17 protein-coding genes are annotated in these 21,624 nt (G+C 59.4%); 12 read left to right on the top strand and 5 right to left on the bottom strand.

Annotated elements, in window-relative coordinates; translation table 11 throughout:
- The first annotated feature begins 1 nt into the window (after position 1).
- The 6 genes from IH404_RS06265 to IH404_RS06240 all read left to right on the top strand — a co-directional run bounded on the left by IH404_RS06265 (position 2) and on the right by IH404_RS06240 (position 7,826).
- Positions 2 to 1,450 (top strand): alginate O-acetyltransferase, encoded by a 1,449-nt coding sequence (locus IH404_RS06265; protein ID WP_194440154.1) that lies wholly within the window; start codon positions 2 to 4, stop codon positions 1,448 to 1,450.
- A gap of 8 nt (positions 1,451 to 1,458) precedes the next feature.
- Positions 1,459 to 2,568 (top strand): mannuronate-specific alginate lyase, encoded by a 1,110-nt coding sequence (locus tag IH404_RS06260; RefSeq protein ID WP_005785006.1) that lies wholly within the window; start codon positions 1,459 to 1,461, stop codon positions 2,566 to 2,568.
- Between the two features lie 229 nt (positions 2,569 to 2,797).
- Positions 2,798 to 4,330, top strand: coding sequence for an MBOAT family protein (locus IH404_RS06255; protein WP_032877692.1), 1,533 nt, complete (start codon positions 2,798 to 2,800; stop codon positions 4,328 to 4,330).
- 11 nt (positions 4,331 to 4,341) lie between these two features.
- The gene (locus IH404_RS06250; RefSeq protein ID WP_005785003.1) at positions 4,342 to 5,514 is read left to right on the top strand and encodes an alginate O-acetyltransferase; all 1,173 of its coding nucleotides are present in this window, start codon (positions 4,342 to 4,344) and stop codon (positions 5,512 to 5,514) included.
- Between the two features lie 16 nt (positions 5,515 to 5,530).
- The gene (locus IH404_RS06245; RefSeq protein WP_005785001.1) at positions 5,531 to 6,187 is read left to right on the top strand and encodes an alginate O-acetyltransferase AlgF; all 657 of its coding nucleotides are present in this window, start codon (positions 5,531 to 5,533) and stop codon (positions 6,185 to 6,187) included.
- Positions 6,188 to 6,374: 187 nt separating this feature from the next.
- Entirely contained in the window at positions 6,375 to 7,826 is a 1,452-nt protein-coding gene (locus IH404_RS06240; protein WP_194440153.1) for a mannose-1-phosphate guanylyltransferase/mannose-6-phosphate isomerase, read from the top strand.
- A gap of 154 nt (positions 7,827 to 7,980) precedes the next feature.
- Here IH404_RS06240 and IH404_RS06235 read toward each other — a convergent pair whose 3' ends face one another.
- Positions 7,981 to 11,703 (bottom strand): DUF6543 domain-containing protein, encoded by a 3,723-nt coding sequence (locus IH404_RS06235; protein ID WP_194440152.1) that lies wholly within the window; start codon positions 11,701 to 11,703, stop codon positions 7,981 to 7,983.
- A 352-nt stretch (positions 11,704 to 12,055) separates the two neighbouring features.
- Between IH404_RS06235 and IH404_RS06230 the strand changes: the two genes are divergently transcribed.
- From IH404_RS06230 to IH404_RS06215, 4 genes are all read left to right on the top strand, one after another.
- The gene (locus IH404_RS06230) at positions 12,056 to 12,520 is read left to right on the top strand and encodes a hypothetical protein (protein ID WP_005784995.1); all 465 of its coding nucleotides are present in this window, start codon (positions 12,056 to 12,058) and stop codon (positions 12,518 to 12,520) included.
- Positions 12,521 to 12,534: 14 nt separating this feature from the next.
- Positions 12,535 to 13,347, top strand: coding sequence for an SDR family oxidoreductase (locus IH404_RS06225; RefSeq protein ID WP_194440151.1), 813 nt, complete (start codon positions 12,535 to 12,537; stop codon positions 13,345 to 13,347).
- Positions 13,348 to 13,437: 90 nt separating this feature from the next.
- Complete coding sequence (locus IH404_RS06220) at positions 13,438 to 14,784, top strand: AAA family ATPase (RefSeq protein ID WP_005784992.1); 1,347 nt, start codon at positions 13,438 to 13,440, stop codon at positions 14,782 to 14,784.
- Positions 14,777 to 15,397: a retron system putative HNH endonuclease gene (locus tag IH404_RS06215; RefSeq protein ID WP_032803263.1), complete on the top strand. Its 621-nt coding sequence runs from the start codon at positions 14,777 to 14,779 to the stop codon at positions 15,395 to 15,397. Before IH404_RS06220 ends, IH404_RS06215 begins: the two co-directional genes overlap by 8 nt.
- A gap of 2 nt (positions 15,398 to 15,399) precedes the next feature.
- Here IH404_RS06215 and IH404_RS06210 read toward each other — a convergent pair whose 3' ends face one another.
- Positions 15,400 to 16,257: a LysR family transcriptional regulator gene (locus IH404_RS06210; protein WP_194440150.1), complete on the bottom strand. Its 858-nt coding sequence runs from the start codon at positions 16,255 to 16,257 to the stop codon at positions 15,400 to 15,402.
- A 112-nt stretch (positions 16,258 to 16,369) separates the two neighbouring features.
- On the opposite strand from IH404_RS06210, the gene IH404_RS06205 reads away from it, so the two are divergent.
- Together IH404_RS06205 and IH404_RS06200 are read left to right on the top strand one after the other, a co-directional pair.
- Positions 16,370 to 17,557 (top strand): MFS transporter, encoded by a 1,188-nt coding sequence (locus IH404_RS06205; protein WP_194440149.1) that lies wholly within the window; start codon positions 16,370 to 16,372, stop codon positions 17,555 to 17,557.
- Positions 17,550 to 17,951, top strand: coding sequence for a nuclear transport factor 2 family protein (locus IH404_RS06200; RefSeq protein WP_043049775.1), 402 nt, complete (start codon positions 17,550 to 17,552; stop codon positions 17,949 to 17,951). Before IH404_RS06205 ends, IH404_RS06200 begins: the two co-directional genes overlap by 8 nt.
- A 427-nt stretch (positions 17,952 to 18,378) precedes the next feature.
- On the opposite strand, the gene IH404_RS06195 is transcribed toward IH404_RS06200, so the two are convergent.
- The 3 genes from IH404_RS06195 to IH404_RS06185 are packed head-to-tail and all read right to left on the bottom strand — an operon-like array spanning position 18,379 to position 21,617.
- Complete coding sequence (locus IH404_RS06195; RefSeq protein WP_194440148.1) at positions 18,379 to 19,239, bottom strand: HlyD family secretion protein; 861 nt, start codon at positions 19,237 to 19,239, stop codon at positions 18,379 to 18,381.
- Positions 19,240 to 19,249: 10 nt separating this feature from the next.
- Positions 19,250 to 19,450 carry a DUF1656 domain-containing protein gene (locus IH404_RS06190; protein WP_005784982.1) on the bottom strand — a complete coding sequence of 67 codons (201 nt, stop codon included), beginning with the start codon at positions 19,448 to 19,450 and terminating at the stop codon, positions 19,250 to 19,252.
- A complete protein-coding gene (locus IH404_RS06185; protein WP_005784980.1) occupies positions 19,440 to 21,617 on the bottom strand; it encodes an FUSC family protein in 2,178 nt (725 codons plus the stop codon). Before IH404_RS06185 ends, IH404_RS06190 begins: the two co-directional genes overlap by 11 nt.
- Positions 21,618 to 21,624: the final 7 nt, after the last annotated feature.

The raw sequence follows: 21,624 nt of genomic DNA, 5'->3' as shown, positions 1-21,624 counted from the left end.
TATGCACCCACACATGATCAAACTGCTGAGCCTCTCGGGTCTGACCCTCGGCCTGCTGGCGGCCAGCCAGGGCGTGCGCGCCGATGAAGTCAAGGCACCGACCTTCACTGCCGAGCCGTGCTGCAGCCTGTGCCCGGCGGCCCATGACGCGAAGAACTACACCACGCGCTACCAGCAGAACTTCACCACCCTGGTACAAGCCCAGGGCGATTGGTTGTTCCGTACCCAGGAAGACCTGCGCACCGAATTCGACACCACACCGGCCGGCTACAAACGCATGCAGCAATTGCACGATGCGTTCAAGGCCAAGGGCGTGGAACTGGTGGTGGTCTACCAGCCAACCCGTGGCCTGGTGAACCGCAACAAGCTCAACCCTGAAGAAAAAGCCAAGTTCGACTTCGACAAGGCGCTGACCAACTACAAGACCATGCTTGGGCGTTTCGCCAAGATGGGCTACGTGGTGCCGGACCTGTCGCCGCTGACCAACGAGCAGTTGCCGGACGAACTGCCGGCTCACGACTTCTACTTCCGCGGCGACCAGCACTGGACCCCCTACGGCGCCCAGCGCACGGCGAAGATCGTCGCGGCCAAGGTCAAGCAGATGCCGGAGTACGCCGAGATTCCCAAGCGCGAATTCGAGACCAAGCGCTCGGGCCGCATGGGCAAGACCGGCACCCTGCACAACATGGCCGGGCAACTGTGCGGCACCAGCTATGCGATCCAGTACATGGACCAGTTCACCACCGAGCCCAAGGGCGAAGCCGGTGACGGTGACCTGTTCAGTGATTCGGGCAACCCGCAGATCACCCTGGTGGGCACCAGCCACAGCGGCAAGAACTACAACTTCGCCGGTTTCCTCGAAGAAGAAATCGGTGCCGACATCCTCAACGTCGCCTTCCCCGGCGGTGGCCTGGAAGGCTCGATGTTGCAGTACCTGGGCAGCGACGAGTTCCAGAAGACCCCACCGAAGATCCTGATCTGGGAATTCTCGCCGCTGTACCGTCTCGACCAGGAAACCATCTACCGCCAGATGATGGCGCTGCTGGACAACGGTTGCGAAGGCAAGCCTGCACAGATGTCCGCCAGCACCACCCTCAAGCCCGGCAAGAACGAACTGATGGTCAACAGCGCGAACAGAGACCTGCGCAACGCCAACCATCAGGTCGACATCCGCTTCGCCGATCCATCGGTCAAAACCTTGCAAGCCACCCTCTGGTACATGAACGGTCGCCACGAGGACATCAAGATCGAGAAACCCGAGACATCCGATACAGACGGGCGTTTCGCCTTTGAACTGCGCACCGATGAAGACTGGGCCTCGCAGAACTTGCTGGCCGTGGAAGTACAGGGCCCGGAAAAGGGTGCTGCCGCGCAGAAAGTCGAAGCGAAAATTTGCACACGCAACGTATTCCCAAGCGGTGGTCAGCAGACCGCTTCAACTGGGCAATGAGGTTACTTATGCAGAAGCTATTGATTCCATCGTTACTGGGCCTGGCGATCTTCGCCGGGGCAGCCAACGCCGCCGCGCCGCTGCGCCCGCCCCAGGGCTATTTCGCACCGATCGAAGCGTTCAAGACCGGCGACTTCAAGGAAAACTGCGACACCATGCCGACCCCCTACACCGGGCCGTTGCAGTTTCGCAGCAAGTACGAAGGTTCGGACAAGGCGCGCTCCACGCTGAACGTGCAATCGGAAAAAGCCTTCCGCGATAGCACTGCCGATATCACCAAGCTGGAAAAAGACACCAGCAAACGGGTGATGCAGTTCATGCGCGACGGTCGCCCGCAGCAGCTCGAATGCACCCTGAACTGGCTGGTGTCGTGGGCCAAGGCCGACGCACTGATGTCCAAGGACTTCAACCACACCGGCAAGTCCATGCGCAAATGGGCACTGGGCAGCATGGCCTCGGCCTATGTACGCCTGAAGTTCTCCGAATCTCACCCGCTGGCCAACCATCAGCAGGAGTCGCAACAGATCGAAGCCTGGTTCAACAAACTGGCCGATCAGGTGGTGAGCGACTGGGACAACCTGCCACTGGAAAAAACCAACAACCACTCCTACTGGGCCGCCTGGTCGGTGATGGCGACCTCCATCGCCACCAACCGTCGCGACCTGTTTGACTGGGCCGTGAAGGAATACAAGGTCGGTGTGAACCAGGTCGATGACCAGGGCTTTTTGCCGAACGAATTGAAGCGTCAGCAACGCGCGCTGTCGTACCACAACTACGCCCTGCCGCCGCTGTCGATGATCGCCAGTTTTGCCCTGGTCAACGGCGTGGACCTGCGCCAGGAAAACAACAGCGCGCTCAAGCGCCTGGGCGACAAAGTGCTGGCCGGGGTGAAAGACCCGGACATCTTCGAGCAGAAGAACGGTAAAGAGCAGGACATGAAGGACTTGAAGCAGGACATGAAATTCGCCTGGCTTGAACCCTTCTGCACCCTCTACACCTGCGCACCGGATGTGATCGAGCGCAAGCACGGGATGCAACCGTTCAAGACGTTCCGCCTGGGTGGCGACCTGACCAAGGTCTACGACCCGGCGCACGAAAAAGGCAACAAAGGCAGCTGATACATAGCTCCCGGTTGGACTCGGTCCAACTGTGGGAGCTGGCTTGCCTGCGATAGGGGTCTGACATTCAACATTGATGTCGACTGATACACCGCCATCGCAGGCAAGCCAGCTCCCACAGTTAACCCGGTTCCTTCAGTGAAATTGCAATACAACCTCCCCCCGAAATCGTGGGGGGGTTTGGGGGGGCTCTGGCCCTTGACTGTTGGTTAAACATGGAGAGATCGGGATGGTTTTCTCGTCCAATGTGTTCCTGTTTCTGTTCTTGCCGATCTTTCTCGGCTTGTACTATTTGAGCGGGCAACGCTATCGCAACCTGCTGCTGCTGATTGCCAGCTATGTGTTCTACGCCTGGTGGCGAGTGGACTTCCTGGCGCTGTTCGCCGCCGTCACGCTGTGGAATTACTGGATCGGCCTCAAGGTCGGTGCCGCCGGCGTACGCACCAAGCCGGCGCAGCGCTGGCTGCTGCTCGGCGTGGCGGTCGATCTGTGCATCCTCGGCTACTTCAAGTACGCCAACTTCGGCGTCGACAGCATCAATGTGATGATGAAGTCGGCGGGCCTGGAGCCGTTCATTCTCACCCACGTGCTGTTGCCGATTGGTATCTCGTTCTACATCTTCGAGTCCATCAGCTACATCATCGACGTGTACCGCGGCGACACCCCGGCGACCCGCAACCTGATCGACTTCGCGGCGTTCGTGGCGATCTTCCCGCACTTGATCGCCGGCCCCGTGCTGCGTTTTCGCGACCTGGCCGACCAGTTCAACAACCGCACCCACACCCTCGACAAGTTCTCCGAGGGCTGCACGCGGTTCATGCAGGGTTTCATCAAGAAGGTATTTATTGCCGACACCCTGGCGGTGGTGGCCGACCATTGCTTCGCCCTGCAAAACCCCACCACGGGTGACGCCTGGCTCGGCGCACTGGCCTACACCGCGCAGCTGTACTTCGATTTCTCCGGCTACAGCGACATGGCCATCGGCCTGGGCTTGATGATGGGTTTCCGCTTCATGGAAAACTTCAAGCAGCCCTACATCAGCCAGTCGATCACCGAGTTCTGGCGGCGCTGGCACATCAGCCTCTCTACCTGGCTGCGTGATTACCTGTACATCACCCTGGGCGGCAATCGTAAAGGCACGTTGACCACCTACCGCAACCTGTTCCTGACCATGCTGCTCGGTGGCCTGTGGCACGGCGCCAACATCACCTACATCGTGTGGGGCGCCTGGCACGGCATGTGGTTGGCGATTGAAAAAGCCATCGGCCTCAATACTGCGCCGCGCAGCTTCAACGTGTTGCGCTGGGCCTTCACCTTCCTGCTGGTGGTGATGGGCTGGGTGATCTTCCGCGCCGAAAACCTGCACGTCGCAGGCCGCATGTACGGTGCGATGTTCAGCTTCAGCGAATGGTCGCTGTCGGAACTCAACCGCGCCAACCTTACTGGCCTGCAAGTGGCAACGTTGGTGGTGGCCTACGCAACCCTGGCGTTCTTCGGCCTGCGCGATTTCTACACCAACCGCCCTGCCGACAAGACCAAGCCAGCCGACCCGAGCCTGATCAAGGCGGTACCGGGCGACAACCCAGGCAGCATTCACGAGCCCGGTTTCAGCGTGGGCCGTGACGCCGCCGTGCAACCGGCCTACTGGACCGCTGACTGGCCACGCTACGCCATGCGCGCTGCGGTGCTGCTGCTGTTCGTGGCGTCGATTCTGAAACTGTCGGCGCAGAGTTTCTCGCCGTTCCTTTACTTCCAATTCTGAGGGAGCCGACCATGACCCGTTCATTACGCGTCCTCTATATCGGCCTGTTCCTGGTGCTGCTGCTGGCACTGGGGGCGTGGTCACTGCGCAGCTTCTTTGGCTTCAGCACCAACGCTGATGCCACAGTGCTTAACGGTCGCTGGACCAAAGCCGTCGAGACTCACTACGACGAGGAGTTCCCGATCAAGCGCCTGGGCACCAACCTGTGGGCTGCGCTGGACTACAAGCTGTTCAATGAAGGTCGCCCTGGCGTAGTGCTGGGCCGCGACCACTGGCTGTACAGCGACGAGGAGTTCAACCCCGCCGTCAACGAAGACCAGAACCTTGAAGGCAACTACGCGCTGGTCGAAGGCGTGCGCCAGAAACTCAAGGCCCAAGGCATCCAACTGGTGATGGCGATTGTGCCGGCCAAGGTGCGCCTGTACCCGGAACACCTGGGTGAGGTGAAACCGGCGAGCATTCACGCCAACCTGTACCAGGACTTCCACGCCCGGGTCGCCGCCGACAACATCCCGGCCCCCGACCTGCTCGGCCCGCTGCAACAGGCCAAGCTGGGTGGCAAGCAGGTGTTCCTGCGTACCGACACTCACTGGACTCCGGACGGTGCGCAAGTCGCTGCCACGCAATTGGCCAAGGCGATTGCCGACAAGACCCCGCTGAGTGGCGAGCCGCAGCGTTTTGTCACCGAGGCCGAGAAAACCGAGCCGCATAAAGGCGACCTGCGTTTGTTCCTGCCCCTGGACCCGCTGTTCGAAAACCTGATGCCGCCCAAAGAGCCGCTGGAAAAACGCGTCACGCACCTGGCCGAAGAGAAAGGTGACGACGCGCTGTTCAGCGACAGCGAAACCCCGGTGGCCCTGGTGGGCACCAGCTACAGCGCCAACCCCAACTGGAACTTCGTGGGCGCGCTCAAGCAAGCCTTGCACAGCGACGTGGTCAGCTACGCCGAAGACGGCCACGGCCCTATCCTGCCGATGCTCAGCTACCTCAAAAGTGACGATTTCAAGAACAACCCGCCCCAGGTGCTGATCTGGGAATTCCCCGAACGCTATCTGCCCGTGAATAACGAAATCGGTGACGCCGACCCAGCGTGGGTTGCGCAGCTTAAACAAGCCGGTTCGCGCCAACAGAACATGGCAATCAATACATCTAAATCCGAGACGCCCGACCGGGCGCAAAACTGAAAGAGAGGTAACTCACATGACTTTCACTACTACTCCTCGTCGTCTCGCCAAGACCCTGGCTATCGCTGCCGGCCTGAGCTTCGTATCAATGTCCGCCTTTGCCGGTGGTGACGCCGCCCTCTACGGCCCAACCGCGCCGAAGGGCTCCAGCTTCGTGCGCATATACAACGCCAGCAACCAGGAAGTCAGCGCCACCGTCGGCGCCACCAACCTCAGCGACGTTGCACCGTTGGCCAGCAGCGACTTCAGCTTCATGCCGGGCGGTGACTACAGCGCCAAGGTCGGCAGCCAGACCGTACCGGTCAAACTCGCCGCCGACCACTACTACACCCTGGTCAACAGCGGCAGCGGCCAACCGCAGTTGATCGAAGAACCGCCGTTCAAGAACAAGCAGAAATCCCTGGTACGCGTGCAGAACCTCAGCGACAAGGCCCTGAGCCTGAAAACTGCCGACGGCAAGACCGATGTGGTCAAGTCGGTGGCCGCCAAGGGCCGTGGCGAACGTGAAATCAACCCGGTGAAAGTGAGCCTGGCGTTGTATGACGGCGACAAGAAGGTCGGCGATGTGAAGCCGGTAGCGCTGGAGCGTGGTGAGGCAGCGGTGCTGTACGTCACCGGTTCCGGTTCGAGCCTGTCGCCAGTGTGGGTGAAACGCCCAGTGTCGACCCGATAACTATTTCCCTGAGTTGACACGTCCCCTTGTGGGAGCTGGCTTGCCTGCGATGGCGGTCTTGTAGGCGCCATCGCAGGCAAGCCAGCTCCCACACTGACCGGTTTTCAACTCAGGACCGAGACAAAAACAAGAGTGAAACGACAAACCTTCGTAGCTCTGACCCAAACTGATTCAAGGAGAAACACCCATGATCCCAGTAATCCTTTCCGGTGGTAGCGGCTCACGTCTTTGGCCGCTTTCGCGTAAACAGTTCCCCAAGCAGTTCCTGGCCCTGACCGGCGAGCACACCTTGTTCCAGCAAACCCTGGAACGCCTGGTGTTCGAAGGCATGGACTCCCCTATCGTGGTCTGCAACAAGGATCACCGCTTCATCGTCAACGAGCAACTGAGCGCACGTAAGCTTGAATGCCAACGCATCCTGATGGAGCCCTTTGGGCGCAACACCGCACCGGCCGTGGCCCTGACCGCGATGATGCTGGTCAACGAAGGCCGTGACGAGCTGATGCTGGTGCTGCCTGCCGACCACGTGATCGACGACCAGAAAGCCCTGCAACGTGCCCTGGCCCTGGCCACTGTGGCGGCCGAGCGTGGCGAGATGGTGTTGTTCGGCGTACCGGCGACCCGTCCGGAAACCGGCTATGGCTACATCAAGTCCGCCAACGACTCGCTGCTGCCCGAAGGCGTGAGCCGCGTGCAGCAGTTCGTGGAAAAGCCCGATGAAAAGCGCGCCATCGAGTTCGTCAAAAGCGGTGGTTACTTCTGGAACAGCGGTATGTTCCTGTTCCGCGCCAGCCGCTTCCTCGAAGAGCTGAAAAAGCACGATCCGGACATCTACGACACCTGCGTGCTGACCCTGGAACGCAGTGAGCAGACCCACGACACGGTCACCTTCGACGACGCCACCTTCGCCTGCTGCCCGGACAACTCCATCGACTACGCCGTGATGGAAAAGACCCAACGCGCCTGCGTGGTGCCATTGGCCGCCGGCTGGAGCGACGTGGGTTGCTGGGCCTCGCTGTGGGCGGTCAACGACAAAGACGCCAACGGCAACGTGAGCAAAGGCGACGTAGTGATCCAGGACAGCCGCAACTGCATGGTGCATGGCAACGGCAAACTGGTATCGGTGATCGGCCTGGACAACATCGTGGTGGTGGAAACCAAAGACGCGATGATGATTGCCCACAAGGACAAGGTCCAGGGCGTCAAGCAGATGGTCAACACGCTCAACGAACAGGGCCGCAGCGAAACCCAGAACCACTGCGAAGTCTACCGTCCGTGGGGCTCCTACGACTCGGTGGACATGGGCGGCCGCTTCCAGGTCAAGCACATCTCGGTCAAACCGGGTGCGTGCCTGTCGCTGCAGATGCACCACCACCGCGCCGAACACTGGATTGTGGTCAGCGGCACCGCGGAAGTCACCTGTGACGACAACGTGTTCCTGCTCTGCGAGAACCAATCCACCTACATCCCGATCGCCTCGGTGCACCGCCTGCGCAACCCGGGCAAGATCCCGCTGGAGATCATCGAAGTGCAATCGGGCAGCTACCTGGGGGAAGACGATATCGAGCGGTTCGAAGATATCTACGGTCGCTCGACGCCGGTTGAACGTGGCGTGTCGGTGAAAACTATCGCGCAGTAAAACAGTCGTACAAGAAGCCCTCGCCCAGCCCATTGCGTCCCCTATCCGCAGTGGGTTGGGTGGGGGCTTTTTGTTGAGGGCTTTGTGGTGAATAGGCCGAAAGCACGACAGTCATCATGGCCACCCAATACCGGCCAACGCCATGGGCTTATATTTAAATCGGCGTTCTCCCATGAGAAATAACGCGATCGACTAATTCACCGTTAGGCCCACCCCGGTACTTCAAAGGAATGGAAAACGGCACATCCACATAGAAAATATGCGGATTATCAGGGCTTTGGATAACATTTAACCCCGACGTATTGACTTCGTAGTAGCGCGACATTTTATCCATCGCATTGCCATACTTACGCTTCCCAAAGATGGTTTCGGAAATCTGTCGGGCAGGCATATTTCCTGGCGTCAAGTCCGTAAAGTAATGCCGGCCTCGCTTTCCGGGCAGAGGTCGACCGCTCAAATCTGAACTTGAAGGTGAAAGGCTCCTATCGGCCATGATTGCGGCATGCGGTTTATCCCCGGTGTAGTGATAAAAAACATTCTTACCTTTTACCGGTGGCTCCATCAGCGCTTTTTCTCCCGGAAAGCTTTCCGGCACCCTCGGTCGCTTATTGGCCGGTTGAGCACTTGTCGCGTTACTCGTGCCGACGCTGCCTGAAGAGCTGCCTTGGTCAAACGGGCGCTTGCTCGGCCGAGATGCCCCCGTAGCAGTGGGAGCCCCGCCCGGCAATCGGCTCAAACGCCACTCACCGTTACCCGCGGACTCCAGAAATGCTTGAACCCTATAGAGCTTCGACGTCTCCAGTGGCGCCTGAGGATCCACGATAGCGACCCGCCCGTCACGTGCGTGGAAGGCCGAATCAATCTGATACACCTTGTTGACCCCCGTACTGTCGGTAAAGCGCACGTAAAAATCATTGCCCACGTTATAGGTACCGTCTGGCCTCAAAGGGCGACCTTTGATGACATCTTCCGACACGGAGAAGGTGCTCAGATTAAGGTTTGGACGCGCGCCAGCCGTTGGTGCTCTGACGATGACTGGAGGGGCTGGCGGGACCACCGAGCTTTTGAACACCGGCCGCAACGGCACAGCACTCACATTGGGAATACCAGAGGCGGCCAGCGTGAAATCCGAGTAGACCGCACGCAGTGCGCCCGGGCTTTTGAGCAGTCGCGGCAAGATTCGGGCATTGGCGCGCAAGGCCGTCACGGCAGCCTTTCCTAAGCGAACCCCCATGGAGATGCCTTTTCCGAGCACTGGCAACAAGTCGAGGAAGATGGAGGCCACCTCAACGCCGAACTGAACTTTGTTGATTCTCGATTGATACGCGACCTCTGCGCTGCTGACGCTTTGGTGGTCCGCGTGATCGATGAGTAACTTTACTTTCTGCTTGTACAGCTCATCCTGAAAGTTGCCATCGAAGGGCTTGAGTGTCACGGGAACGTCCGTCAACTTAAGCACCTTGATAAGCGTATCCAGAGCGCGCAAGGGGTTCTTCGTCGGATCGAATGTGTGTGCCTTGATCGCCTCGCCAGCTTTAACCACGTCGCTCTTATCGACCGGTGACGCTCTGCTCGCGGTGTAGAGCCGCCACTCCTTTTTCGCCATCAAGGCGTTCAAGGCGCTCAGATCCGCCACCTCGCGAAAACACACGCCATCGGGCGCATTCGGCGTGCACAGTACAAGCGAGGCGTCTGTGTCATTGCCAATCACCATCGCTCCCTGAACCGGCAACCCACGCTGGATAAGGGCATTGGTGACAATTTTTTTCCCATCCACCAAAGGCCGGTCAGCCGGGTCCGGGTAATCAAGAACAGCCGCGACCCACTGCGCCCCTCGCTTGGTGCTAGTGTCTTGGGTAGCGTCTATGTTGTAGCTATTGGGGTTGAGTGCTGCGAGAAAAGCCTCTTTATCCAGCATGTCGCTCAGGTGGGTTTTCCACGCATTGCGGACGTCGCCGGCCGCACCCGACGGGGCATCCGCGGCCAACTCCTGTTTAAGCAGCTCGGTATAGGCTCCTCCTACATCAGCAGTGTTGACCAACGCTTTGAGCTGCTCGGTATTCAGGACGACCTGCTTGCCATCGTCGCCCAACAGAGGGTTGCCGTGAGTATCCGTCAGCGGTAATTCGAAGGTGAGCTGGGTGAAGTGGCCGTGCTGGACGGCTGGAAACTCACTGGGGTTTTTCAGCGCCAGATCAGTCAGCGATACGCGGTGGTGCTTGACGGTGAGCGTATGACTGCTGCTTTGCCCGCCAGTGTGAGGATTGGACCTGGTTTTCACCCGCACCATCAGCTTGTCCGCATCGACCTGTGCAGCGGGGAACTGCCGTTTGATTGCTTCGTTCATCCGGTCGCGGGAAAAGCTACCCAGAGAAGGAAGGGTTGCCAGCGATGACGCCAGCGCATTTGCACTGCGGGCCTCGGTGTGTTCCAGGTAATCAAACAACGCTTCCTGGGCCGGGCTCAGGTTTTTCAGCCACTCGGGGGCCAGCTTGTCAGCCAGTTGTTCATCCCGCGCCGCCATGGCGTTGTCGCTACTGAGCAAGTACGACCAGTCAGCGGCATCATCCATGCGCTTGAGTGCTCCCGGCTCTGTCGATACCCGGGCGAGATTCGCAACGACTTCCTCCTGCTGACGCTTGAGCATCCAGGGGATGCCCTCGGCCAGCACATCCCCCGTCAAGGGTGAGGCGCTCAACATCACATCGTCGCCAGAGGGCGGTTCGGACTTGTTTTGTAACGACAACGGCAGTGTTTGCAACAATAGGTCAGCGTCGGTACCTCCCCCGTCAAGGCGCGCTGCAATCGCCTGGCGCGCCAGGGCCGGCGTCGCGAACTGCTCGAACCCCTCACCCGGGGTGTACAGCACGACCGGCCCGTTCGTCTCATCAAGTGCCAGGGTCCGGCTTTTGGTCCAGACGGGGGGCGTGGCCCCGGAGCCGTCGGTGCTGGTGATCAGGAAGCAGCCCGCCATCAAGGCTCCCCCCTCGCTACCGTCATCAACGGTAAGCGGGTAGACACCAGGGCGTGCGCCATTGGGGAAGGCCGCTTCCCGTTCAGCCAGCGTGGGGTATTGCAGTGCTGCGTCGATCAACCGCTTGCTCGCCGCGCTCAGTGTTCCATCGCTCACGCGCAATGCCGCCAGCGTCGAAAGTTGCTGCTTGTGCAAGGTCAACAACTGGTCTTGAGGGGCCTGCAGAACCTGAGGGTCTTTCAACGTCGGGCGGGGGGTTGTCCAGAAGGTTTGAAGGACCATCGGAAACTGCGTGACGATGCGCTGGGCAATCGTATCCAGGGTCAACTGTGGCGTGACGAGGGTGCTCGGGCTGGTGTCCGTGGCACGGGTAAAAATGCCGGACTGTTCAACGTCGTCTGCCTTGGGCTGCTTGTCAGGATTGGCCAGCAAGTTCGCCACCTTCCTGTTCAAGGCGTCCAGCACCGGCTCGGACGACAGTGTTTTGATAGAGCCATCGTCCTGCTCGACCCAGCGCTTGAAGACCAGGTCTTGTGGCTTCAAGGTCGACATGTACGGAAACATTTGGCCCACTTGCTGACGCAGGAAGTCCTGGAAGCTCGGTTGCTCACCGTGCAAACGCTGCATGTCGCGGGATTGAAGGGCGTGTTGGGTGACAAACGCCTCCTGATTGGTAACCTTGAATTGCTGCATGAGCCGTGGGTATTCCAGCCTGGCCGGGGGGATGCCGGCCGAGGTGGGAAGAGGAATATCGTCCGGCGCGTAGGTCAATACCGGTGGCAGGTGCACGGGCTTTAGCGGGGGGGTGTCAACGGCAATATCGGTTTGGGTGGCCAATGCGTTTGGGGCAACAACGCTTTGTGGGGGGGAAAGGTGGGTCGAGTTGTCGGTCGCTGCAAACATAAAATAAACCTTACATAGAAGAGTTGAACGTCGCCGCTACCTCCCTGTAGGTCGTCAGATAAGTGGACGTTCAATGCGCTCCGGTTCCTGCCAGGAATGTAAGCTCAAGTAGCAGATCGCTGTGAGCTCTGCTGAATAAGATCAAGTACCAGGGCGCTGTACGGTCCTATTGATTGAAGTGAAAAACACCTGCTTTGCGTACAGCCCCCTCCCACATTTGAATGTGTTCACAAATCAAAGGTGGGAGGGGGCTTGCTCCCGATGAGGCCCGCAGGGTCACCACAGCACTCAAGGTAACCAATCCCACCTACGCTTCAGTTAGGATGCTCGTTCCCCATTCGAGGTGGTCTCCATGTTCTTCGGCGTTCTCCTGATCATTACCTGGCTGATCCTGCTGCTGCGTTACCCGGCCAAGGCACTGCCGGTTTCGCTGGCCGCTGCGGTCGGCCTGGGTTTCGTCGCCGTCTGGGTGGTGTGGCTGGACAACCGCGAAGCCGCGCAACTGGCACGCCTCGAGTTGCGCATCAGCTACGCCCCTCAGGACTGCCCCGCCGACCGACCGCTCAAACTGACCCTCAACAACGGCAACGACGTACCGCTCACCGAGCTGCGCTGGCGCGTCGCCGCCTATGCACCGGGCGATACGGTCAACCTGGCCGACAACGTCTACGCCGCCCCACGCTATCGCGGCCCCGGCGAATTGCAGGCCGGCGCCACCTGGGACGATTGCCTGCCCACACCGCCCCTGCGCCCTGGCTATCGCCCACAAACCCTGGAATTTCGCGCCGAGCACCTGCAAGGCAGTTTCTCGGACTGACAAAGGAATGATGCATGCTCAACGTACTGATCACCGGTTGCTCCAGCGGCATCGGCCGCGCCCTCGCCGACGCGTTCAAAGCCGCAGGCTTCAACGTGTGGGCCAGCGCCCGCCAACCCGATGACGTCGCTGCGCTTACCGCTGCAGGCTTTAATGCCGTGCAACTGGACGTCAACGACAGCGCCGCCCTGAAACGATTGTCCGAACAGTGGGGCGAGCTGGATGTACTGATCAACAACGCCGGCTACGGCGCCATGGGCCCGTTGCTCGACGGCGGCACCGAAGCGATGCAGCGCCAGTTCCAAACCAATGTTTTTTCTATCGTCGGCGTGACCCAGGCGCTGTTTCCGGCCTTGCGTCGCAGCAAGGGCCTGGTGGTGAACATCGGCAGTGTTTCCGGCGTATTGGTGACGCCGTTCGCCGGCGCCTACTGCGCATCCAAAGCCGCTGTGCATGCCTTGAGCGATGCCCTGCGCATGGAACTGGCACCGTTTGGCGTGCGGGTGATGGAAGTGCAGCCCGGTGCGATCAATACCCATTTTGCGAAGAATGCCGGGGCCCAGGCCGAATTGTTGATCAATGAAACGTCGCCGTGGTGGCCGCTGCGCGAGGGCATTCGCGCGCGCAGCCAAGCCTCCCAGGACAAGCCAACTCCAGCCACTGAGTTTGCGGCGGATGTGCTCAAGGCCGTGCAACAAGACCAGCCACCGCGCCTGCTGCGCTCGGGCAACGGCAGCCGCGCACTGCCGTTGATGGCGGCGCTGTTGCCCAAGGGGTTGCTGGAGAAGGTGTTGAAGAAGCGCTTTGGCTTGGGCGGCGTGTTGTAAGCACGCGTGAAGCCTACCTGCCAAAACTCGGGATGAGTGCCATAATCGCCGCCTGCCTCTTGAAACTGACCGGCCCATAAGGGTAATGCGATGGAAATCAGAAAAATTCGACTGAATAACGTCGGTCGTTTTACCGACTTGGAAGTCGCCTTTGCGCCTACCGAAAAGCATGCGTCGAAGGTGACGGTGTTTGTGGGGAATAATGGGGCGGGGAAGACGACAATTCTGAAGTCGCTGGCGACGGCGCTTAGTTGGTTTGTAGCGAGAGTGAAGACTGAAAGAGGGAGAGGCTCGTCGATTGCTTCAGAGGTCATTAAAAACGCTGCCAACACAGCCGCCATCTACATTGAAATAAACGACACCAGGCATTCAAAACGCTCAACTTATTACTGGACGATTTCCCAGTCACGCCAAGGTCGAATGGGGTTGGGCACCAGTGAACTTGCAGATGCAACTGAATTGGCTGGTAACTACCGGTACCATTGGTCATTGGTGGACGAAAACATCTCTCTACCTATGATCGCTTTTTATCCTGTAGAGCGGTCCGTATTACAAATTCCGCTAGCCATCAAAAAAACTAAAAACTCTGCTGACCAACTGAGCGGTTATGAAAACTCCTTGGGAGGAAGCGTAAATTTTTCACACTTTTTCGAATGGTTCCGAGACCGTGAGGATGGTGAAAATGAAGCTGCCATACCTTTCGATGTATTGGTCCACCTGAAAAAAACTTTCGGGGCAGACAAAGAATTTGTTGATGAGCTGAATCGCGTACAAAATGCCTCAAGAGACCGCCAACTCTCAGCAGTGCGCTCTGCAATTACCGTATTTATGCACGACTTTGACAACTTGCGAGTTCAACGAACACCTAACCTACATATGGCAATTGATAAAAAAGGGGTGACACTTAATGTCTCACAACTTTCTCAAGGCGAAAAATCTTTAATGGCCTTGGTTGGTGATATCGCCCGTCGTCTCGCCATAATGAACCCCGCTTTAGAAAACCCATTATATGGATCAGGCATTGTTCTGATAGACGAAGTAGATCTTCACCTACATCCCAAATGGCAAGGCAATCTTATTTGCCAGTTGACTGAAACCTTCCCCAACTGCCAATTCATCCTGACGACCCATTCTCCATTAGTGATCAGCGATGCCAAGGATGTCTTGTGCTACGTCCTCGATGACGGCGAATTGGAAGAACGCAATGGCCTCTATGGCTTGGACGCTAACCAAGTGCTGATTAGTGTCATGGACACGGACGTGCGTAATAGTAAGGTTCAGGCCAGTCTTGATCGTCTATTGGAACTGGTGCAAGACAAAAAGCTAAGCGAGGCCAAGGTCCTCTTCGAAGAGTTGTCCTCAGACCTTCCTCCAGGACATATCGAACTCACCAAAGCCGCCCTTCTGATTCGCAAACTGGAGTTGCGCAGTGCGTAAGATCATCAAAGGAGATGAACCAGCAGCACTAACGCAATGGAAACGTGCAAACCCAAAGAGTCGCTACCAAGACTTGGCGCATGAGCCAAGCCAATCCATTCGGCAGGCATGCGTCGAAGAACAACATGGACTTTGTGCTTACTGCTGCCACGAAATCACTGCTAACAACGCTCGCAATGAGCATGTTCAAGCTCGAAAACTCGCGCCAAATCGCACATTGGATTTTTCCAACATCGTCGCTAGCTGCGACAGGTCCAAACAATGCGACAAAGCCCACGGCCACCAAGTATTACCACTCACACCGTTGATGGATGAATGCGAAAGCGAACTGAAATTTTATATTTCAGGACGAGTGGAGGGGCTGACCCCAAGGGCAGCAACCGCCATTAAAGTGCTAAACCTGGGTGACAGCCATGAAAGCAACCGAGCATTGATTAATGCCCGAAAAACTCTAGTGGAAGCGCTTCTGTATGAGGGGGGAGTAGAGCTCGAAGTAGAAAATACCGAGCTGTTGCTCCTGTTAATGGATGAGTTGAGCGTTCCAGACGCCAACAACCGACTGAAACCTTTCGCGCCTGTCCTCATAAACGTCATCCGCCAGCTAACCACCTGACATTATCCCTTCATAAAATCAATAAACGCCCGCACCTTAAGCGGCAAATGCCGGGTATCCGGATACATCGCGTAGACCCCTTGAGGCTCGAAGCGATGGTCCGCCAACACACGCACCAGCCGTCCCGCCTCCAAATCCTCCTGCACAAGCCACTGTGGCAAGATCGCCACACCGTGGCCACGCACCGCAAACGCCTGGAGCACCGCGGCACTGTCGGCCACCAAGGCGGCCGGACCTGCGCGGTATTGATGCTCATCACCGACAGGGTTGGTCACGCTCAACTCAGTCAAGCGACCATGGCCCAGCCTGGGCACCTGCTCCAACTCCTCCAGGGTCTGAACGCCCGCAAACGCTGGCGCCGCGACAGCGAACACTTCAAACGTCGACAACTGCACCGCCCGATGATTGGAGTCCAGCAAGCGCCCCAGCCGAATCGCCACGTCAAAACGCTCGGAGATCAAATCGGCGTGGGTGGAGGATGTGGATAAGTGAATATTCAAGTCCGGGTGCAGGCGGCGAAACGCTTCCACCGCCGGGGCGACCACGGCCAGGGCATACTCGACGGTGGTGGTGATGCGCAGCGTGCCTTTGAGCTGCGCATGTTCGGAACGGGCCTCTTCCACCGCCAGGCGCGCCTCTTCGAGCATTCGTGTGCAGCGCAGGTAGAAACGTTCGCCGGCATCGGTGAGCGCCAGCTGGCGAGTGTTGCGGGTCAGCAGGGTGACGCCCAGCTCCGCCTCCAGGCGCTTGAGGTTGAAGCTGACCACGGCGCGGGTCTGGCCGAGCAGATCCGCGGCGGCCGTGAGCGAGCCGGCCTCGACCACGGCCTTGAAGGTGTCGAATCGATCCAGGCTGACCATGGGCCACGCCCTCCGTTTGTCAAAATATTTTTGACAAACTAACAGGCAAACCGAGGTATCCCAAACCCTGCTTGCCGCCTACCCTGCGCGCTTCATTCGCAGGATCGCGTTCATGACCTACCGCTCGAAAGTCGCCTGGATCTTTCTACTGGGCTTTACCCTGGACCTGGTGAACATGTTTGTCGCCACCGTCGCCTACCCGGACATCGCCCGCGAACTGCACGCCTCGGTCACGCAACTGGCGTGGATCAGCAACGCCTACATGCTCGGGCTGACGGTGATCATTCCCTTGAGTGTGTGGCTGGCGGCGCTCATGGGCGAGCGCACCCTGATCGCCACCAGCCTGCTGCTGTTTGCCGGGGCATCGGTGATGGTCGGCCAGGCCGGCTCCATCGAGGCGTTGATTGGCTGGCGCGCTGTGCAGGGGCTCGGTGGCGGCTTGCTGATTCCAGTGGGGCAAGCCATGGCTTACCGACACTTTCCCGCGGCCGAGCGCAGCCAGTTGACGGCGCGGGTCATGTCGGTGGCATTGCTGGTACCGGCATTGTCTCCAGCGCTGGGTGGGGTGATTGTCGACAGCCTGTCCTGGCGCTGGATTTTCTACGCCAACCTGCCTCTGGCGCTGGTGACCCTGCTGCTGGCGCTGCTGTGGATAAAACCCGATGTGCCTTCCACCGTACGCCCGCCCCTGGACCTGGGCAGTATGTTCAAACAAGCCGCCAGCCCGATGCTGCGTGTGGCAATGCTGGTTTACCTGTGTATTCCGGGGATATTTATCGGCACCAGCCTGATCGCCATCCTCTACGTGCGTGACCTGGGGTATGACGCCACCCAGACCGGCGCACTCATGTTGCCGTGGGCATTGGCCTCGGCCGTGGCGATCTACCTGAGCAAGCGACTCTTCAACCGCTGCGGCCCCAAACCCTTGTTACTGGCCGGCATGGCGCTGCAATGCGGCGGCATCCTGTTGCTCAACGAGCCGGCGCTGATGATTGCGGCCTACGTCTTGATGGGCCTGGGCGGCAGCTTGTGCAGCAGCACCGCGCAAACCCTGGCTTTCCTGGATATTCCCGCCGAGCGCATGGGCCACGCCAGCGCGTTGTGGAACATGAACCGGCAAGTGAGCTTCTGCGTCGGCGCCGCCTTGCTCAGTGCAGTACTGTCGACCTTGGATTCCTTCGCCATAACCTTCACGATAGCGGCAGCTCTGACCCTGTTGCCGTTTTTCGCAGTGTTGCGCCTGGATGCCTCCAGGATACGCACGCTGCTTCACCCTTGCAGCGAGCCCGACCATGATTGACTACAGCGATTTTTTTGAAGAAGTGATCCAGACCCACGTCGAGATCGAGCAATGGTTTGCCGGCGTTGCGCCTGAGGGCACGCTGCAAAATCTGCTGGCGCGCTTCTCACCGGAGTTCAGCATGATCGCGCCGGCCACCGGTACGCGGGTCAACAGAGCCGGGGTCAATGCGTTGTTCACGCGCCTGGGTGGGATGCGGCCGGGGTTGAAAATCACCTTGAGCGAAATGACCGGGATTGATCGTCATGCGCGGGGAGCCACGGTGACGTATCGCGAGCATCAGGTGGATGACAGTGGCACCCAGACAGATCGCCGCGCCACGGTGGTATTCGAGAAGCAGGCCAGTGGTGCGCTGTTGTGGCGGCACTTGCATGAAACCTTCATCAAGGCTTAACGCGGGCCTAAATGTGGGAGGGGGCTTGCCCCCGATGAGCATAGGTATCTACGCAACTTCAGTTCGCAGCCCCCTACGGTAACCACGATGCAAAGCGAGCCGCTCTTGATCTTGATCTGCTTTTGATCTTAGGCGCCCTCCCAAATCACTGTCGGATTACGGGCACACCGAGCCTAGGCGAGGTGCCCAGTGGTGGGGCAAGAGCCTTTTGCTTACTTTTGGCTGGGCCGGCATTCCGGCTCTTTTCAAAAGTGAGCCGCTGTAAGAGCGGAACCAATAGCAGCCGTTACCCAAATAACGGATATGTACTCGGTCTGATCCAACATTTGGGTCGGCTGTCAGGCCGCCATCGGGGGCAAGCCCCCTCCCACAGGGTCCCGCGGTGTACCGAAAAGTTGTGTAGATACTTCATGCCCCTCCCACATTTTTAGTTTTGTGTTGGGTTTACGATCACGGTGCAGGTAATCCCTGCCGCCAGCAGCACGCCTTCGGGCACTTCATCAATGTGAATGCGCACCGGCACACGCTGGGCCAAACGTACCCAATTGAAAGTCGGGTTCACATCGGCGATCAGTTCCCGGCTCTCAGGGTTGTCGCGATCGTAGATACCGCGCGAAATGCTTTCCACGTGACCCTTGAGTGTCTCGCCGCTCATCAATTGCATATCGGCTTTATCCCCGACGTTGACGTGGGGTAGCTTGGTTTCTTCAAAGAAGCCATAGACCCAGAACGAATTCATATCCACCACAGCCATCTTCGCTTCACCGATACGCGCATAGTCGCCGCGATGCACGTTGAGGTTGGTGACGTAGCCGTCCACCGCCGACAGCACGCGGGTACGTTTCAAGTTGAGTTCAGCGGCCTCCAGTTGCGCCAGGGCGTGCTGGTAATCGGCCAGGGCCGAGTCGGCGATGTTACTGGCGTCGTCGCGGTTTTCCCTGGAGATCACCAGAGCGTCAAGGTCGGCGCGGCGGTGGGCGTTGAGCTTGCGCATCTCCCAGGTAGCCTTGCGTGAAGCCACCAGCGATTGCGCCTGCTTGACCGCGATGCGGTAATGCTCGGGGTCGATCTGCATCAGCAGGTCGCCTTTTTTCACCAACTGGTTATCGCGTACCGGCACCTCTACCACTTCGCCGGTAACGTCCGCCGCGACGTTGATGATGTCGGCGCGCACGCGGCCGTCGCGGGTCCATGGCGTTTGCATGTAGTGCACCCACAACGTGCGGCCAATCCAGATCGCCAGGGCCAGCACCAGCAAGGTCGCGAGCAGGCTGAAAAACTTTTTCATCGGGGCATTCTCAACGGTAGACGCTCAGCGCCAGGGCGCCGAACAGGCAAGCGAACAGGCTCAGGCGCAACAGCGCCGGGTGCCAGAAAAACCGGTACAGGTCGAACCCGGCCAGAAAGCGATCAATCGCCCAGGCCAGCCCGGCGGCGATCAGGAACATCAGGGTCATGGTCGGCATATAGATGCCGTGGAATGCGATTTCACGGGGCATTCGAGGCTCCTTTGAGGGCCGCCAGTGGCGATTGCGGGTCGAGCAACGAGGTGCGGATAAAGTGCAGGTAGCTCTTTACCCGGCGCAGGGCTGAGGTATCGAAGTGCGGGGCGAAAGGTTCGTCGGTGGCCTGCACGCGGCTGATCGCATGGTCGACGGCGATCAAGCCGCGCTCCAGGTTGCTGGCGCTGGGTTGCAGGAACAACCGCACCAGCGAACGGCCCATCACGCGGATCGCCTGGCGCCACGGCTGGGACTCGGCATAGGCCGGATGCACCGGCAGAATCGCCTGTTCCTTGCGCAACTCGATGATTGCGTGACCGACCTCCAGCACCACGAACATCCAGCGCAACAGGTCGCGTTGCACCTGCGGCTGGCCGGCCGCGAGGCCATAAGCCTGGTGCAGCAGGTCGCGGGTACGGCTTTCAAAACTCGACGCCAGGCCCTTGAGCTTGCCGCTGATCGCATACACCACCTGCTCACGCAGGTCCTGCTCCAGGCGGCGCCACAGCCAGCGGCTGTTGGGCGGCAGGATGATCGCCCCCGCCGCCGCGCACACCAACATGCCGATGACCATGGCGATGTAGTCGTTGATAAAGGTGTAAGGGTTGTAGACCGTGAGGTTGTCCGGCACCGAGCCGGTGCTGAAGAAAATCAACAGGCCCACGCCGACACCGGCGTACTGCGGGCGGGAGGAGAGGAAAGCACCGAAGATGATCACCGGTGCGAGCATCACGCACAGCAGCGGGAAGCCATCGATCAAGGGGAACACGAAGAACATTTCGACAAAGCCGACCAAGGCGCCGATCAAGGTGCCGCAGGCCATCTGGAACGCCATGCGCTTGGGGTTGGGTGTGGCAGCGGAGAGGCCCACCGTGGCCGCCGCGATCAAGGTCATGGTCGCGCCGCTGGGCCAGGCGGTGGCTACCCAGTAACTGCCCAGCACGATCAGGATAAACGAGGCCCGCACCCCGGCGGCGGCGCAGGCCAGCCAGTTGGTTTTTGGCGTATAGGCTTCGTGCCAGTCTTCCCGCGCATGGCGGTGGTCAGCCAGGGACGCGTGGGTTTGTGCGTAGTTGTGCAGGTCGTCAACGAAGCGGTACAGCAGCTCGTAGGCCGTATGAAAGTCCAACTGCTCGGCTTCGGTCGGGTTATCGCCCTGGAAGCTCGCCCGCAGGCTGCGCACCTTGGCGGGCAGGTCGTCCTTGTAGGCGCTCAGTTGGTTGACCAGGCGCGCGGCGTCCGGGCTGGTGAGGGCGCGACCGGAGAAGCTGTCGAGCACTTCGGCCAGGTCTTGCAGCCCGGGCTTGATCGCTGCGACCACATGATCGGCCTCATCGGCACGCAAGCGTTCAAGCAACTGGTGCAAGGCGTTGAAGCGCGTGGTGATGCTCATGAATTCGCTGTTGAGGCGACTGAGCCGCCCGTTGCGTCGGCGCATGTGCGGGTCTTCGAATACGGTGACGCTGCGCAGCCCTTCCAGACCCACGGCTTCGGCGATAAAACGCACGTTACTGGCCTCGAACCCTTCGCGCTGGCTGCGCCCGCGCAGGCCGTCGGTGACGAACAGCGCGAACACGCCAAAGCGCTGGTACAGCGCGTTGCGCATGGCGGCGCTGGAGGTCTGCGGCAGGATGGCGGCGCTGACCACTGTCGAGCACAGAATCCCCAGGGAGATTTCCAGCACCCGCCACACCGCTGCCATAAAGGCGCCGTCCGGGTGGGCCAGTGCCGGCAGGCCGACCATCGCGGCGGTGTAGCCGGCAAGCACAAACCCATAGGCGCGGAAGTTGCGGTTGCGCGTAGCGCCAGCGGTACAAATGCCCACCCAGATCGCCAGCGCACCGAGGAACAGTTCGGTGTTCTGCGCAAACAAGGCGATCAGCAGCACCATCACCGCCGAGCCTGCCAGGGTGCCGAGGAAACGGTAGAAACTCTTGGCGAACACCTGGCCGCTCTGGGGCTGCATCACGATAAACACGGTGATCATCGCAGTGCGCGGTTGCGGCAGTTCCAGGCGCATGGCCAGCCACAGCGTCAAGAATGCGGCGACCAGCACCTTGAAGATATACACCCAGGTCACGCCGTCGCTACGTGCCCAATCGAAAAAACCACGGCGCCACTCAAGGGAATGCAGCCAGCGCAGCGGTGCAGGCAAGGAAGTCATCGAATCC

Source organism: Pseudomonas sp. OST1909, from assembly GCF_015277575.1.
Classification (GTDB): domain Bacteria; phylum Pseudomonadota; class Gammaproteobacteria; order Pseudomonadales; family Pseudomonadaceae; genus Aquipseudomonas; species Aquipseudomonas synxantha_A.
This window is presented reverse-complemented; position numbering and strand designations above follow the sequence as displayed.

What these genes read in the sequence shown, in the direction of transcription:
- IH404_RS06265 (WP_194440154.1), top strand. Translation starts at nt 2, where the DNA reads ATGCACCCACACATGATCAAACTGCTGAGCCTCTCGGGTCTGACCCTC.
- IH404_RS06260 (WP_005785006.1), top strand. Translation starts at nt 1,459, where the DNA reads ATGCAGAAGCTATTGATTCCATCGTTACTGGGCCTGGCGATCTTCGCC.
- IH404_RS06255 (WP_032877692.1), top strand. Translation starts at nt 2,798, where the DNA reads ATGGTTTTCTCGTCCAATGTGTTCCTGTTTCTGTTCTTGCCGATCTTT.
- IH404_RS06250 (WP_005785003.1), top strand. Translation starts at nt 4,342, where the DNA reads ATGACCCGTTCATTACGCGTCCTCTATATCGGCCTGTTCCTGGTGCTG.
- IH404_RS06245 (WP_005785001.1), top strand. Translation starts at nt 5,531, where the DNA reads ATGACTTTCACTACTACTCCTCGTCGTCTCGCCAAGACCCTGGCTATC.
- IH404_RS06240 (WP_194440153.1), top strand. Translation starts at nt 6,375, where the DNA reads ATGATCCCAGTAATCCTTTCCGGTGGTAGCGGCTCACGTCTTTGGCCG.
- IH404_RS06235 (WP_194440152.1), bottom strand. Translation starts at nt 11,703, where the DNA reads ATGTTTGCAGCGACCGACAACTCGACCCACCTTTCCCCCCCACAAAGC.
- IH404_RS06230 (WP_005784995.1), top strand. Translation starts at nt 12,056, where the DNA reads ATGTTCTTCGGCGTTCTCCTGATCATTACCTGGCTGATCCTGCTGCTG.
- IH404_RS06225 (WP_194440151.1), top strand. Translation starts at nt 12,535, where the DNA reads ATGCTCAACGTACTGATCACCGGTTGCTCCAGCGGCATCGGCCGCGCC.
- IH404_RS06220 (WP_005784992.1), top strand. Translation starts at nt 13,438, where the DNA reads ATGGAAATCAGAAAAATTCGACTGAATAACGTCGGTCGTTTTACCGAC.
- IH404_RS06210 (WP_194440150.1), bottom strand. Translation starts at nt 16,257, where the DNA reads ATGGTCAGCCTGGATCGATTCGACACCTTCAAGGCCGTGGTCGAGGCC.
- IH404_RS06205 (WP_194440149.1), top strand. Translation starts at nt 16,370, where the DNA reads ATGACCTACCGCTCGAAAGTCGCCTGGATCTTTCTACTGGGCTTTACC.
- IH404_RS06200 (WP_043049775.1), top strand. Translation starts at nt 17,550, where the DNA reads ATGATTGACTACAGCGATTTTTTTGAAGAAGTGATCCAGACCCACGTC.
- IH404_RS06195 (WP_194440148.1), bottom strand. Translation starts at nt 19,239, where the DNA reads ATGAAAAAGTTTTTCAGCCTGCTCGCGACCTTGCTGGTGCTGGCCCTG.
- IH404_RS06190 (WP_005784982.1), bottom strand. Translation starts at nt 19,450, where the DNA reads ATGCCCCGTGAAATCGCATTCCACGGCATCTATATGCCGACCATGACC.
- IH404_RS06185 (WP_005784980.1), bottom strand. Translation starts at nt 21,617, where the DNA reads ATGACTTCCTTGCCTGCACCGCTGCGCTGGCTGCATTCCCTTGAGTGG.